Consider the following 14,904-nt stretch of genomic DNA (forward strand, 5'->3'; position numbering starts at 1 on the left):
CCGTAACTTGAAATTGAGAAAATGGAAACATGAAATCTATAACTGCCCAACGTATTAAAACCTTCTCCATTTTTTGTGTCACCGCCCTCGCGTTATTGCCGGGCCTGTCTCATGCATGGTGGAACGGGGACTGGGATACCCGCAAGAAGATCACTCTGAATACAGCCCAGATTGGAACCAAGGAGGCTTTAACCCAGGTGCCGGTTCTGGTACGTTTGCATACCGGCGACTTCGATTTTGGCAATGCGAAGGAAAACGGCGGGGACATCCGCTTCGTGGCAGACGACGACAAGACGCTGCTCAAGTACCACATCGAAAAATTCGATCCGGTCAACGAGATGGCGATGGTTTGGGTGCAGGTGCCTAAGCTCACTCCCGGCAAAGCCGACACGATCTGGATGTACTCCGGCAATCCCAAGGCCACACCCGCCGACGATGCGAAGGCGACTTACGATGCCAGCCAGATTGTGGTGTATCACTTCGACGGGGCGGAAGCGGTGCCGCAGGACCGTAGCGGCAATGGCAATCATGCGTCACAGTCGGGCGCGAAGCTGGGCGATGGATCGCTGATCGGACGCGGCGCAACATTCGACGGCGGCAGCACAATCACCATCCCGGCATCGCCCACGCTCAGGCTTGTCGCAGCGCAAGGCTACACAGTTTCGGCCTGGATCAAGACGGCAGTTGTGCAGAACGGTGCCGTTCTGTTCCAGCAGCAGGATGGCGCAAAATCAATCGGCTTGAGTATCTCCGGCGGCAAGCTCGTTGCATCGGTTGGTGCGACGGAAACACCGAGAACCATGGATGTCAAACCCGGAATGTGGCATCACGTGGCGGTGACTGCCGGGCAGACTCTGATGACCGTGTATCTGGACGGGCAGGAAATCGCGCAGGCACCGGTCGCGCTTGCCGACATGCAAGGCGAGGTGACGATAGGCAGGGGTTTTACCGGCGAGATGGATGAACTGGAACTGTCCGGCGTTGTGCGCCCTGCGGACTGGATCAAGGTCGAGGCGGCAGGTCAGGGTTCCGATGCGTTGCTGGTGGGCTATGGTCAGGATGAGGCGAATGGCGGCGGCGGGACTTCGTACTTCGGCACCATTTTGCATTCCGTAACGACGGACGGCTGGGTGGTGATCGGCATCCTGTTCGTGATGGCGGTCATCAGCTGGGTGGTGATGGTACTCAAGGCGGTGGTCATCAACAAAGTGCAAAAAGGGAACAAGGCTTTTCTGCGCGACTACAACAATCTGTCGGTTACCGAAACAGCCAAGCTGGATCAGGACGATAGCGAAGAAGATGAAGAAATCGGAAGTTCGCAACTGCTGATCGCGCTATATGGCAAGCATGACCATTATCAGGATTCCACGCTGTATCGGATCTACCACACGGGCATGCAGGAGATCAAAAATCGCTTCGGCAAGGCGGAAGCCAAGGATCAATATCTGTCGTCGCAAGCCATCGGTTCGATCAAGGCCAGCCTTGACGCAACGCTGGTGCGCGAGAACCAGAAGCTCAGCAGCCTGATGGTGTTGCTCACTATCGCCATTAGCGGCGGGCCTTTCCTGGGGCTGTTGGGTACGGTGGTGGGCGTGATGATCACCTTCGCCGCGATCGCGGCGACAGGCGACGTGAACGTGGCGGCGATCGCACCCGGTATTGCGGCGGCGCTGGTAGCAACGGTGGCGGGTCTGGCGGTCGCGATTCCGGCTTTGTTCGGCTACAACTATCTCGGCAGCGTGATCAAGAATACTTCAGCGGATATGCATATCTTCGTCGATGAATACATCAGCCGCATCACTGAAGCGTATTCGCGCTAGGAGCCGCACATGAAAGTCCAGGAAGACAATGAACCGTTCGACGATATCAACATCACGCCCATGCTCGATCTGGCGTATGTGTTGCTGATCATTTTCATCATCATGACCACGGCTTCCGTGCAGGGCATCAAGGTCAACCTGCCCCAGGCCAGCAAGTCGCCCGCATTGGCCAAACCCAAGACCAAGGCGATCACCATTGCCGAAGACGGCAGGATTTATCTGGATACCTATCCGGTGACGTTTGCCGAATTGGAGACAAGGTTGCGCGCCTACAGTGCGGAGACTCCGGACTTGCCGGTGATCATCAAGGGCGATGCAAAGGTGCAATATGAAAAGGTCATCGACGTGATGGATTTGCTGGGGCGCCTTGATATTACGCATCTGGGATTGGTCACTCAGAAGTCGGCGAAATAAGCTGTGCGTTCGCCCGTGATTTCAGCTCCGGCCAAACACAGTAAAAATTACCGCAAGCGTTTGCCGATTCTGGCCGGCGGGGGGTTGATCATCATCGTGGCGTTGGTCGTGGTGATGCTGATCAGGAATTTCCTCTCCGATGCCGACGAGCCGAAAAAGCACAGGGTGCAGCAGATATCGCTGATCAAGCCGCCGGAACCGCCTCCACCGGAACCCAAGCCGCCGGAGGAGAAGCCGCCCGAGCCCAAGGAGGAAATGAAGCAGGAACAGCCTCCACCGGAGCCTCTGCAATCGGATCAGCCTCCGCCTGGAATTGGCGGGGCGGGCTACGGGAATGGCGATACGTCCTTTGGCGGCGGAGGCGGGTGGATGGGAGGTAGTGGCCGTTTCGGTTTCTATCTCGGCGGAGTCCAACAGGGTATCCATGAGGAGCTTAACCGCAACGAAAAGCTGCGCAAAAGCGAATACAAGGTCGAGGTTGCGCTCTGGATAGGCAAGAGCGGTGTTGTCAACCGTATTGAATTGCTCGGATCAAGTGGCAGCAATGAGCTGGATGCGTTGATGAAGAAAGTTTTGTCCGGTGCAAAGTTCGAAGAGCCGCCTTCTGATATTCCCCAACCGATCAAGCTGCGCATCAGTTCGCGCTAAGTGAACAATTACATAACTTCTAGAGAAACACGCCAGAAATGAACAGGAACCCAGGCATGAACATTAAAAGCATAATTTCAATATTTTTGATCTGGGGCATTATTTCTGTCCCGGCTTTCGCAGAAGAAACAGAGCAGAAAAATCAACTCGAAGTATTGCACCAATCCATTCTGAATCTGATTGACCAACTGACCAGGAAGGGTGTGCTGACCAAGGAGGTCGCGGACAAGCTGATGCGCGATGCGGATGCGTCAGCCGCCAAGTCTGTTGCGGCCAAGAGCACGCCGGCCGTGGCTGCGCAGAGTGGCGTCGCAGCGGCGAACCCGGATGCTCAAAGCGGTGTTGCTGCGACGAATGTTCTCCCGACCGTTGAGCCTGTTGCGCCGGGTGTCGTGCGTGTGCCCTATATACCGGATTCGTTGAAGGATGAAATGACCGAGTCGATCAAACACGAAGTGCTGGCGCAAGCCAGGGGTGAGCGCTGGGGTGATCCCGGCGCAATGCCCGGCTGGTTGAGCCGTATTTCCTGGGACGGGGAGTTCCGCCTGCGCTATCAGAGCGACAGATATCCGGCAGGCAATGCGCTGCCAGCCCAGTTCAACCCCGCAGGATTGAACCTGATTTACGATAGCACCAACACACATAACTATATGCGAGTCCTGGGACGCATGGGCATGAAGGCGCGTGTAAGCGATGACACGATAGTCGTGTTCCGGATTGGCACGGGTAACCAGACGGGAGTATCCACCGGCAACCAGACCATGGGAAACGATTACAACAACTACACCATGGTGCTCACTCGTGCTTATGTCCAGAACATTCCGTATTCATGGCTGGAGCTTAGCGGTGGGAAATTGGCCAATCCCTGGGTGAGCACGGACTTGCTCTGGGACACCAATATCAACTTTGAAGGCGTGACGGCGAAACTCAAGCCGCAAATCAGCGATGAATGGGGCAGTTTCCTGACTGTCGGTGCTTATCCTTATCAGGATGTTCAGGGCTCGGATACGAATCTTGCCAATACCAAGTGGCTTTACGCCACGCAATTGGGTGCAGCCTGGATGGCGCCGAATTCTTCTGCCGCCCAGTTAGGAGTGGCGCTGTACGATTTCCGTAATGTGCAGGGAACTCAAAACACGATATTGGGTTCGCATTTCTACGATCAGACTGCAGTGCAAAATATGCAGAAAGGAAATACGCTGATGTATGTCAATGCTGTCGGGGATCCGACCATTTATGGGCTGGCATCGAAATTCAGGGAACTCGATTTCACGGCAAAGATGGATTGGGCGGATTTCGACCCGATCCATGTGATGCTCACTGCCGATTTTGTCAGGAATCTGGGATATAACCAGCAGGAAATTGCGCTTCGCACGGGGTTGCCTGCCCCAACACCCAGAATTAACGGGCACATGGCAATGTTAGCGGTGGGTGTGCCCAGGATTACACGTCCCGGTGAGTGGCAGGCCAGTGCCACGTACAAATATCTGGAAAGAGATGCGGTGCTGGATGCGTTGAACGATCAGGACTTCCACCTGGGGGGTACCAATGCCAAAGGCTTCATCATTGGCGGAAGCTACGGTGTGGATAACAACGCCTGGTTGACTGTGCGCTGGTTGAGCAGCGATCAGATCGACGGTGCTCCGTTGTCGATCGACACTTTGCAAGTAGACATAAGCGCGCGTTTTTAAATGCGGGGAGCTATCCAAATGAAGAACACGGTTTCGCAGTGGGTTTGTTGTCTGGCAGCAACCATCGCGGTGACGGGCTTAATGGCACCTGAAGCAGTGGCTGAAGTCAGCAAGGAAGCTCGCGAAATACGCCACATGCAGGCGCAATTGTCGGCGGCGCAAAGAGAAAAAGCGGAACTTGCTTCACAGGTCGACGATCTGAAAAAGCAGATAGGCGAATTGGGGTCGAAAAGCGCGGCACTGGAAAAGAAATCGGGAGGGCAACGCAAACAGTTTGCCGAGCTGACGGAAAAATATCAGGAAACCGAAAAAAGCCTTCAGCAAATGACGCAACAAAATTCCGAGGCCAATAAAAGTCTGCAACAGGTTCAGAAGGAAAAAGAGCAGGAGCAAATGCGCCTGTCGGGAGATATCCAGGCTTGTGAAAGGAAGAATGCAGAGCTTTACCGGATCAGCGTGGAGTTGATGGACAAATATCAGTCCAAGGGGATTTTTACTTCGCTGCTGCAGGCCGAGCCGTTCACTCAACTGGAGAAAGTCAAAATTCAGAATCTGCTGCAAGAGTACAAGGACAAAGCTGACGCCGCCAAAATTACGCCTGCCAAACTTCCTGCCGGCGTAACCGCTAACAATACGCCCGCCAGTGCATCCGGAAGTCCGCCTGTCAGTACCCCAAGCGGTGGTGAACCTGTCAGTGCCGTATCTGATTACGTACAAGGCGGCGGAGTTCACGATACTGCCCCAGCCGATGCTGCACCCGCCAACGTGTCGGGTAGCTCGCCCGGCAATGATATTGCCGTCGGCTCAACTGTTACACCTTCCAGCAATAAAGTGCAGGATGTGCCGCGTCCCTAATTCATTTGTTCCGGAACGAGTCCGGACAGTGCCTCTGTCTTTGCTTGGCTTGCTGGTGTGTTTGTGTGCGACTTGCAATGAAGCGCGTAGCGATATCTACATGTATACGGATGCCAACGGTACGCCGAATTTCAGCAATGTCCCAACGGATGCGCGCTATGTGCTTAGTCTGCGAACGGATCAGTCTATGGAACCGACAAAATTCGCCGTGCACCGAAGCAACGGTATCAACCTGTCGCAACAAAAAATATTCACACCGGAAATTAACCGTGTCGCATCGATCTATCATCTTGATCCGGCATTGCTGCATGCAGTCATTGCAACCGAATCAGGCTACGACGCAAGAGCAGTATCGGGCAAAGGGGCGATGGGTTTAATGCAGCTGATGCCGGAAACGGCGCGGCACTACGGGGCATCCGATCCTTTCGACCCGGGCCAGAATATCCAGGCCGGAGCTCAGCACCTGAGCAGCCTGTTGCAGCGTTTTGGCAACAATCTGCAACTTGCGCTCGCTGCCTACAACTCGGGTGAGGCGAATGTCGTAAAGTACGGAGATCGCATTCCTCCTTTTCCTGAAACTGCGGCCTATGTACCCAGGGTGATCGGGCTGTACAAAAGGTATCAAAGGGAGGTTAGGTAAATCCCCTTATTGCAAAGCCTTTAGCCCTTTCCTGCGGGGGCGGCAGCAAAGCCGGGTTCATGATTCTGTAATCTTATCTGCCTACAATCGACATGCTAACCACAATGAACTGGCTGTGCTTGTACGGCAGTGTGTTGTCTAGTTCTGATAAGAGTTTGGTTGGTCTTTTCAAGATTGTCTCTTCCAGTCATTTCACCAAATTACTGGTGAGCCAACGAATTTCTGCCTTGCAGTGATATTGATCACTGCTTAATGAACAAACGGAGTAATTGGGAGTATTACGTGACCGGGAAAATCAAGGTTAGGCAAACAAGCATGTCGGGATTCACTTTGCTGGAATTGCTGGTGGTGATGGTGATCATCGGCTTACTGGCCGGCTACGTCGGGCCAAAGTATTTTGCGCAAATCGGCAAATCCGAAACCAAGACCGCGATGGCTCAGATCGATGCATTGGGAAAGGCGCTGGATCAGTACCGACTGGATGTCGGTCGCTATCCCACCACCGAAGAAGGATTGTCGGCATTGTTCACCAAACCCTCAAGCGAGGCCAAATGGGGCGGTCCATACCTTCAAAAAAGCGTGCCGCTCGATCCATGGGGTAAGCCTTATGTGTACAAGCAGCCTGGAGAACATGGCGAGTACGATCTGCTGTCCTATGGCAAAGACGGACAACCTGGCGGCACAGGCGAAGCGTCCGATGTTACCAACTGGTAGAGCGTACATATGCAGTTCGAGATAAAGGCTCTGCGAAGCGGTGAGGGAGTATCCGTACTTTCCATTTCGGCCCTGAACGAGAGCGACGCGACAAACGTTGCAAAAAGTCAGGGATATGCCGTGCTCAGCGTCAAAGCCGCAGGCAAGGCGCTGATTCAATTGAAACCGCGCAGTGCTTTTCCTCTGGTGCTCTTTAGTCAGGAACTGCTCTCATTGTTGGAAGCCGGGTTGAGTTTGATAGAAGCATTGGTTGCCCTTGCCAACAAAGAACGCAATTCAGATTCAAAAAAAGTGCTCGACTCGGTTATCTCGCGGTTATATGAAGGGCAGACTTTTTCTGCTGCTTTGCAAGAGTTTCAGGAAATTTTTCCGCCGCTTTATATCGCTTCCATTCGCGCCAGTGAAAAAACCGGGGGGCTGAATGAGGCATTAAGCAGGTTTGTTTCTTATCAGACACAACTCAATTTCGTAAAAAAGAAAATTGTCAGTGCATCCATTTACCCTGTGGTGTTGATGGCTGCGGGTGGATTGGTGATGCTGTTTCTTTTGGGATATGTGGTTCCCAGGTTCTCTGCAGTCTATGAAGGCGCACGCACCTCGCTACCGTGGATGTCGCAGGTGCTGCTCAAGTGGGGTGCAATGCTGCATAACCATGGAATGTTAATGCTGGCGGTGGTCGCCACCTGTTTATTGGGCGCGATTTATTGTTTGAGCCGCCAATCCGTCCGGGAGGCACTGCTGACCAGACTATGGCGTATCCCCGCGCTCGGAGAGCGCATGCACATCTATCAGTTGGCCCGATTTTACCGGACTCTCGCCATGCTGCTCAAAGGCGGAATACCGGCAGTCACCGCGCTCGACATGGTGTCCGGCCTGCTGCAGCCGGCACTCAGGGGAAAATTGATACTGGCATCCAATAGTATCCGCGAAGGCTGGACGATTTCGCAAGCCATGGAAGCACATGAACTTACCACACCGGTTGCATTAAGCATGCTGCGCGTAGGCGAGCGCAGCGGAAATATGGGCGAGATGATGGAGCGCATAGCCACTTTCTACGATGAGGAAATGGCCAGATGGGTTGAATGGTTCACCAAGTTGTTCGAACCGATCCTGATGGCGGTGATCGGGGTGGTGATCGGGGTGATCGTGGTTTTGATGTACATGCCGATATTCGATCTGGCCGGGAGCATCCAATGAATACCGTATCGGAGAAGCGGAACCTGGATCTCGCTGTGGAGCATTTTCGCAAGGCGCATGTCGATGCCAAGCGACTGGGGAGACATACCACCGAAGTACTGGAAGATGAGTTTTCCCTGACGCCGCATGAGGCGGTTGAAGCGATGGGGCGTCTGTTCCATTACCCGGTAATGGATATGCAGACTTTGAATACTTGTTCGCCGACATTCGATAGCATTTCCTTCGCCGAGGTCTCGCGCCGGGAATGCATGATATTGCGCGATGCCAGCGATAATCTGACGGCGGTGTTCTGCGATCCATTTGAAGCCGAACTGCAAGAATGGGCCGAAGCCGTTTCCGGACGCTCCTATACCTGGCACCTCATCCATCCGACAGATTTCGCGGCATATCTTGCACGCTATGAAGAAAACATGCGCGCAATGGACAGCATCATGTCCAACAGTGGCAAAACAACCGACGAAACGGAACATACCGAAAATCTCACCTTGAAAGGGATTAGCGAAGATACCAATCCGGTGGTCAAGCTGGTTCACTCCACTCTCTACGACGCGCTCAAGGGAGGTGTGAGCGACATTCATATCGAGTCGCACTCCACCGGACTGAAAATAAAATACCGTGTCGACGGGGTGTTGATCTCTGCCGGAGAAGTTTCGGGAGTCGAGATGGCGGAGCAAGTCATCTCGCGCATCAAGGTGATGTCCGAACTGGATATCACCGAGCGCCGTATTCCCCAGGACGGGCGCTTCAAGGTAAATACCCAGGGGCATGAGGTCGATTTTCGCGTGTCTATCATGCCCAGCAGCTTCGGTGAAGATGCGGTGCTGAGAATTCTGGATCGACGCAGTCTTTCCGATGAAATGCAAGGCCTTCGCCTCGAAAGGCTGGGTTTCGATGAGGAAAGCATGGCGCGGTTCAGACGCCTTTCAAACGAGCCGTACGGTATGGTACTGGTGACCGGGCCTACCGGCAGCGGCAAGACGACAACGCTATACGCGGCGATCAGCGAGATCAACAATGGCGAGGACAAGATCATCACCATTGAGGACCCGGTTGAATACCAGTTGCCCGGAATTCTCCAGATCCCGGTGAACGAAAAGAAAGGACTGACTTTCGCCCGGGGGCTGCGATCAATCCTGCGGCACGATCCTGACAAGATCATGGTGGGCGAGATACGCGATCCGGAAACCGCCCAGATTGCCGTTCAATCGGCGTTGACGGGACATTTGGTGTTCACGACCGTGCATGCCAACAACGTATTCGATGTGATTGGACGCTTTATGCATATGGGTGTGGATCCCTATAGTCTGGTGTCGGCATTGAATGGCGTGTTGGCACAACGCCTGGTGCGGCTGTCCTGTCCTCATTGTGTAGAGCCGACCGAGCCCGGTGCCGAATTGCTGAAAAGCTCGGGTATCGAACCGGAGGCCGTGCACGAGTACAAATTTATGGCTGGCCGCGGCTGCGGACTTTGTCGGGGAACCGGCTATAAAGGGCGCAAGGCGATCGCAGAGATGCTGCATCTGAACGATGAAATCAGGGAACTGATCGTCGCCAGAGAACCGATCCGGAAAATCAAAGAAGCCGCCCGCCGCAACGGTACACGCTACCTGCGGGAATCGGCGCTCGCTCTGGTGAAGCAGGGCGAGACCACGTTACAGGAGATCAACCGTGTTACCTTTGTGGCGTGACAAAGTACGTATCGTACTTTGCAAAGATCGTTTGATCGTCCTGCATCATCAGGGAGGCAAGCGAAGCCGCATTCATTCGAAGCAGGTGTTGCCTTATACGGGTCCTGAGTCTGGGTGGCAGCCGGTGGTTGCCATGCTGGAAAGCGTTTTGAACGGCAAGGATTGGAAAAAAGCGGACGCGACGGTCATCCTGTCCAATTACTTCGTGCGCTACCTGGTGTTGCCATGGAACGAAGCAATATTGTCAGGGCCGGAAAAAATGGCCCTGGTCCAACATCGTTTCGACGAAGTTTATGGAGAGGCGAGTTCGAGCTGGGAGTTTCGCCTGAGCGAAGGATCGTTCGGATCTCCATCGATAGCCTGCGCGATACCACATGCGCTGCTGAATCATCTCAAGGTGCTGTTTGAGGCTACGACTTTGAGCCTGAAATTTGTACAGCCGTATTTGATGAGTGCATTCAATGCTTGCCGGAGCGAATTGGGTAGCGGCGCGTCCTGGTTCGTGCTGGCGGAGCGAGACAATATCTGCGTTGGATTACAGCAAGCGGGGCAATGGTCCAGCATCCGCCTGCGCCATGTAGTTTCCGACTGGTTCGAGGAAGCGATGTTGATGCTGGAGCGCGAGGCATTGCTGGCGGCCAACGGGGAGAAACTCAACAAGGTGTTTGTTTTGGCTCCGGAGGTGGCGGGAATGACATCGATAAAACGCGGGCACTGGTCGATAAACAGGCTCGTGTTGAATCCTCCCCTTGGGCTTTCGCAAGAGGAAATGACTACTAGCTATGCGATGGTTACGGCGGGGATGTAGTCATGGAAGCGCTTAGACTTGATTTCTTGAACGATGGGCGCAACATCCGGGCCGGGCTTGCTGTGCTGTTGGTGGGATTGTCCGGTACGATATTCATGGCTTGGAGTTACCACGAGGAAAGCCAGAAAATCTCCCAGCAGGAAACACTGATCGCCAGTCTCAGGAGTGCAAGAATCCCGCGGCTGGATAAGATGCCGGTAGAGAAAGACAGCGAACAAATTGCCCTTGAGACCAGTCAAGCGAAGGCCATCATTCTCGAACTCAACTTGCCGTGGAAAGAATTATTCGAGGCGATCGAGTCGTATCAGAAAGATGACATTGCGGTCCTGGCCATCGAGCCCGATGCACAGAAGGGATTTGTTCGTATCAACGCTGAAGCAAAATCGCTGGATAGCATGATTGCTTACCTTGCCTATCTGCAAAATATTTCCCTGTTTCGAGATGTGGAGTTGGTGAATCACCAGATTCAGGAACAGGACCCGCAACAGCCTGTCAGGTTCATGCTCCAGGCCTCATGGGGAGGACGCCCATGAATCGTTTTTTATGGATTACTTCCCGGTGGGTGAAGAATCTCGGGTTGACGGGAATGGCCGGGATGGCCCTGGTGGCTTTTTCGCTAGCCGGCTATTTGTCCATGATCCTTCTGGAACATTCGAAGCTGGAGCAGTTGACGCAAGACGTGGCGGAAGAACGGAAACGCTTGGAAATGGCTCGCCTGAATCCGGAGGAGGATACGTATTCGGCGGGCGGGCAGCTACATGCATTCTACGAATTCTTCCCAGTCCGGCAGAAAGCGCCGAATTTGTTCAAGGCTATATACAGTGCCGCTCACGATGAATCGATCAGCCTGTCGCAGGGAGAATACAAATATAGTCTTGGCAAATCGGGGAGGATGGGAATTTACGAGGTCAATCTGCCGGTGCAAGGTTCGTATATCCAGATCAGAAAATTCATCGTCAAGGTTTTGAATTCGGTGCCATCGGCAGCGTTGGAAGAAGTCAGTTTCAGGCGAGAAGCCGTCGGCAAAGGCGATCTTGAAGCCAAAATCCGCTTCTCCATCTATCTGAGCGTTATTTGATGAATATCCCGAAAAAATACCGCAGCTGGTTATTGGGGGCAGCCTTGTTGCTGACAGTTGCGGCTACGGCATCGGTCAATAATCAGGATGATGGGGACATAAGGGTCGTTCATCCGGAGATTCCCAAAGACCGGGAAATGTACCAAAGGCCAGAACATCCGGCACTCGAGGAGGCGGATTCTCTTGTGAAAAAGTTGAAAAGACCGGCCCTTCCCGAAGGCGTAAAGGATATGTTCACAGCCAAATCATGGTATGCCCCGCCACCGCCACCCAAGATTCCGCCGCGTCCTTCCGCGCCGCCATTACCCTTCAATTACATCGGCAAAATGCTGGAAGAGGGAGATCATCGCGCCGTTTTTCTGGAGAAGCAAAGCCGGATTTTTGTGGTACGGGAAGGGGATGCAATTGAAGCCAGTTATCGAGTGGATGCGATCAATCCCCCGGTGATGATCTTGACCTATTTACCGTTGGAAATAAAACAAACTGTGCAAATTGGAGAAGCAAATTGAAGTTGAGGCCTGTTGAGTTGTTGTTGCTCTGGATGGTGTTGGGTGTGGGCGGATGCGCCAATCAGCAACCGGTACGTGACTTTGAGGCGGGCAAGGAAAAACTGTCTGAAGGACAAATTGAGCAAGGATTGGCTCAGATCGGACAAGCTTCCGCGGCTGATCCCGAAAATGTGGAATATAGGCAATACCTGTTCACCCAGCGCGAGCGGATTGTGAGTCAGCTGCTGGGAAAAGCAGAATTTGAAAGGGTGAATGAAGCATTTGACGCCGCAGTGAACGATTATAAGCGAGTGCAGGGCATCGATCCGAACAATCAGCGTGCCAATGACGGGATAGATCAGGTGCAGGGAGACAAGGTGCGCAAGCAACAGTTGGCAGAGGTACAGGCTTTATTCAACAAGGGTGACAGAGAGGAGGCCGCAGCTAAGCTGCGACCGATTCTCGCGGAAAATCCTTTGAATCACGACGCTAAAGTTTTACAGAAACAGATAGATGAGAAGAATGCTGAGGATCGTGAAGTGTCTGCGTCGCCTATTATCAAGAAGGCGCTCAAAAAGACACTCTCTCTGGAATTTCAGGATGCCGGCCTCAAGTCCGTTTTCAGCGTGATATCCCGTGTTTCCGGATTGAATTTTGTGTTCGATAAGGACATCAAGCCCGAGTTGAAAACGACCATCCTCGTCAAGGATATGACGATCGAAAATGCAATCAAGCTTGTGCTTGTTACAAATCAATTGCAACAAGAGGTGATAAATGAAAACACCATTATCATCTACCCGGATACACCCGCAAAAATGAAGGATTACCAGCAACAGGTGGTCAAGAGTTTTTATCTGGCCAATGCCGATGTAAAAAAGACCCTGGAAATGGTCAAAACAATTCTCAAAGCCAAGGATGTCTTTATTGATGAGAGAAGGAATTTGCTGGTCATGCGAGATACTCCGGAAGTCATTCGCCTGACGGAAAAGCTCATCGCTGCACAAGATTTGCCGGATTCGGAAGTGGAGCTGGAAGTCGAAATTCTGGAAATCGATACTGCCCGCCTGAACGATCTGGGTCTGCAATTCCCCCAGCAACTCAGTGCCAGCCTGGGAACTGCAGGGAGTTATACGCTCAATCAATGGCAGAATCGCGACTCCAATTTCTTGACCTATAAAATCACTGACCCGGCATTTGCGCTTAATCTGCAAAAAACCGATACCGATACTACCTTGCTTGCCAATCCGCGCATCCGTGTAAAAGATCGGGAAAAAGCCAATATTCACATCGGCCAAAAACTGCCAATCCTGACGACGGTGGCGACTGCCGGAGTGGGTAGCGCGGAATCGGTTAACTATATCGATGTAGGGCTCAAGCTGGACGTGGAGCCGAGCATCCGGCTGGATGACGAAGTCGATATGAAGGTCAAGCTGGAAGTGAGCAGTGTCAACCAAACGATCACGACGGCTGCAGGCACTCAGGTCTACGAGCTGGGCACGCGTAATGCGGATACCGTATTAAGGCTTAAAGATGGTGAAACGCAGGTCCTGGCCGGGTTGATTCAAAACGACATCACTTCCACAGTGAACAAGATTCCCGGCTTGGGCGAGATACCTTTGATCGGCAGACTGTTCTCTAACGACAACAGCAATAAGAAAAAAACAGATCTTGTGCTTCTGATCACGCCGCATGTTGTTCGCAATGTGACGCGACCTGACGAGCTGTCCAACCAATTTGCATCCGGCACCGACAACGCTATTGGTAGCGCCCCCAAGAAAACACCTTACCTTCTACCAGTCGAGATTAATATCGTGCCGGCACCTGCCGTGAAACCGGTCGATTTACCAGCGAATGAACCAGCGCCGACTCCCGTTCCCCCTGTCAGTTCCGTACAGCCTGCATCTCCGGTGGAGCTGACCAAGCAGGAATTGAAACCGGATCTTTCGGCACAACCTGTCGCATCCCCATGATATCGCGCAATTACACATTGCATTTATGGAAACTCAATCGCCAGCCCGGCTTTACGCTGATCGAGCTGTTGATTACTGTGTCCATTGTTGCAACTCTGGCGAGTATTGCATTGCCTATGGCGGAGCTCGTTGTGCAGCGGAATAAAGAGCAGGAATTGCAATCCGGCTTGCGACAAATTCGCGGAGCAATCGATGCCTACAGACAGGCAGTTGAAGAAGGGCACATAGCAAAAGCGGTTGGGGAATCGGGCTATCCCAAGTTGTTGAAGGACCTGGTTTATGGTGTCGAAAAAATCGATGACCCAAAAAAAGGAAAAATATATTTTTTAAGGCAAATCCCTCGCGATCCATTTGCCCAGGATTCGAATGTGCCTGCTGAACAGACATGGGGTAAACGAAATTATGAAAGCAGTCCGGACTCCCCGCATGAGGGCACTGACGTATTTGACGTTTATACGCTTTCCAATGGGGTTGGACTTAACGGTATTCCTTACAGGGACTGGTAATGACCAATCGCCGTAAAAGCAAGGGGTTCACGCTCATTGAATTACTCGTTGTTATGTCGATCATAGCAATGTTATTAAGCTTGACCATGCCGCGTTATTTTCGTAGCGTTGATAAATCCAAAGAGGCTGCTTTGCATTCGGATCTTAGCGGGTTTCGTGATGCCATAGACAAATACTATGGCGATAACGGGAAATATCCGGATTCATTGGATGATCTGGTGGTTAAAAAATATCTGAGAGAAATTCCTCCCGACCCGTTGACCGGAAGCAACCAGACTTGGGTGGTCATTGCGCCGACAGGAGGAGATGTTCAAGGCAAAGTTTACAATGTAAGAAGCGCAGCACCGGGTAATGCCATAGATGGAACGCCGTATAGTCAATGGTAAA

16 protein-coding genes are annotated in these 14,904 nt (G+C 52.7%); all 16 read left to right on the plus strand.

Annotated features, from left to right (window positions below):
- The first annotated feature begins 29 nt into the window (after positions 1–29).
- The 16 genes from QOY30_RS05015 (at position 30) to QOY30_RS05090 (ending at position 14,903) form a co-directional block, all read left to right on the plus strand.
- Positions 30–1,820 (plus strand): DUF2341 domain-containing protein, encoded by a 1,791-nt coding sequence (locus QOY30_RS05015; RefSeq protein ID WP_283743537.1) that lies wholly within the window; start codon positions 30–32, stop codon positions 1,818–1,820.
- A gap of 9 nt (positions 1,821–1,829) precedes the next feature.
- Entirely contained in the window at positions 1,830–2,234 is a 405-nt protein-coding gene (locus tag QOY30_RS05020) for an ExbD/TolR family protein (protein WP_283743538.1), read from the plus strand.
- A 15-nt stretch (positions 2,235–2,249) separates the two neighbouring features.
- On the plus strand, positions 2,250–2,882 hold the full coding sequence (locus QOY30_RS05025; RefSeq protein WP_283743539.1) for an energy transducer TonB family protein: 633 nt from the start codon (positions 2,250–2,252) through the stop codon (positions 2,880–2,882).
- A 56-nt stretch (positions 2,883–2,938) separates the two neighbouring features.
- The gene (locus tag QOY30_RS05030) at positions 2,939–4,573 is read left to right on the plus strand and encodes a putative porin (protein ID WP_283743540.1); all 1,635 of its coding nucleotides are present in this window, start codon (positions 2,939–2,941) and stop codon (positions 4,571–4,573) included.
- An 18-nt stretch (positions 4,574–4,591) separates the two neighbouring features.
- Positions 4,592–5,428, plus strand: a complete 837-nt coding sequence (locus tag QOY30_RS05035) for a hypothetical protein (protein ID WP_283743541.1) — start codon at positions 4,592–4,594, stop codon at positions 5,426–5,428.
- Positions 5,429–5,456: 28 nt separating this feature from the next.
- The gene (locus QOY30_RS05040; protein ID WP_283743542.1) at positions 5,457–6,068 is read left to right on the plus strand and encodes a lytic transglycosylase domain-containing protein; all 612 of its coding nucleotides are present in this window, start codon (positions 5,457–5,459) and stop codon (positions 6,066–6,068) included.
- Between the two features lie 315 nt (positions 6,069–6,383).
- Complete coding sequence (gspG, locus tag QOY30_RS05045; RefSeq protein WP_283743543.1) at positions 6,384–6,782, plus strand: type II secretion system major pseudopilin GspG; 399 nt, start codon at positions 6,384–6,386, stop codon at positions 6,780–6,782.
- A 9-nt stretch (positions 6,783–6,791) separates the two neighbouring features.
- The gene (locus QOY30_RS05050; protein ID WP_283743544.1) at positions 6,792–7,979 is read left to right on the plus strand and encodes a type II secretion system F family protein; all 1,188 of its coding nucleotides are present in this window, start codon (positions 6,792–6,794) and stop codon (positions 7,977–7,979) included.
- The gene (locus QOY30_RS05055) at positions 7,976–9,667 is read left to right on the plus strand and encodes a GspE/PulE family protein (protein WP_283743545.1); all 1,692 of its coding nucleotides are present in this window, start codon (positions 7,976–7,978) and stop codon (positions 9,665–9,667) included. The genes QOY30_RS05050 and QOY30_RS05055 overlap by 4 nt, the downstream gene beginning before the upstream one ends.
- On the plus strand, positions 9,648–10,475 hold the full coding sequence (locus QOY30_RS05060) for a hypothetical protein (protein WP_283743546.1): 828 nt from the start codon (positions 9,648–9,650) through the stop codon (positions 10,473–10,475). Before QOY30_RS05055 ends, QOY30_RS05060 begins: the two co-directional genes overlap by 20 nt.
- Before the next feature lie 2 nt (positions 10,476–10,477).
- Positions 10,478–11,008: a hypothetical protein gene (locus tag QOY30_RS05065; protein ID WP_283743547.1), complete on the plus strand. Its 531-nt coding sequence runs from the start codon at positions 10,478–10,480 to the stop codon at positions 11,006–11,008.
- Positions 11,005–11,553: a hypothetical protein gene (locus QOY30_RS05070; RefSeq protein WP_283743548.1), complete on the plus strand. Its 549-nt coding sequence runs from the start codon at positions 11,005–11,007 to the stop codon at positions 11,551–11,553. Before QOY30_RS05065 ends, QOY30_RS05070 begins: the two co-directional genes overlap by 4 nt.
- Positions 11,553–12,062 carry a hypothetical protein gene (locus QOY30_RS05075; protein ID WP_283743549.1) on the plus strand — a complete coding sequence of 170 codons (510 nt, stop codon included), beginning with the start codon at positions 11,553–11,555 and terminating at the stop codon, positions 12,060–12,062. The genes QOY30_RS05070 and QOY30_RS05075 overlap by 1 nt, the downstream gene beginning before the upstream one ends.
- Positions 12,063–12,094: 32 nt before the next feature.
- Positions 12,095–14,011 carry a secretin GspD/PilQ domain-containing protein gene (locus QOY30_RS05080; RefSeq protein ID WP_283746030.1) on the plus strand — a complete coding sequence of 639 codons (1,917 nt, stop codon included), beginning with the start codon at positions 12,095–12,097 and terminating at the stop codon, positions 14,009–14,011.
- Positions 14,008–14,517 (plus strand): type II secretion system protein, encoded by a 510-nt coding sequence (locus QOY30_RS05085; RefSeq protein ID WP_283743550.1) that lies wholly within the window; start codon positions 14,008–14,010, stop codon positions 14,515–14,517. Before QOY30_RS05080 ends, QOY30_RS05085 begins: the two co-directional genes overlap by 4 nt.
- A complete protein-coding gene (locus tag QOY30_RS05090; RefSeq protein WP_283743551.1) occupies positions 14,517–14,903 on the plus strand; it encodes a type II secretion system protein in 387 nt (128 codons plus the stop codon). The genes QOY30_RS05085 and QOY30_RS05090 overlap by 1 nt, the downstream gene beginning before the upstream one ends.
- Position 14,904 lies beyond the last annotated feature (1 nt).

Origin of the sequence: Sideroxydans sp. CL21 (genome assembly GCF_902459525.1) — a bacterium.
In the GTDB taxonomy this organism is placed as follows: domain Bacteria; phylum Pseudomonadota; class Gammaproteobacteria; order Burkholderiales; family Gallionellaceae; genus Sideroxyarcus.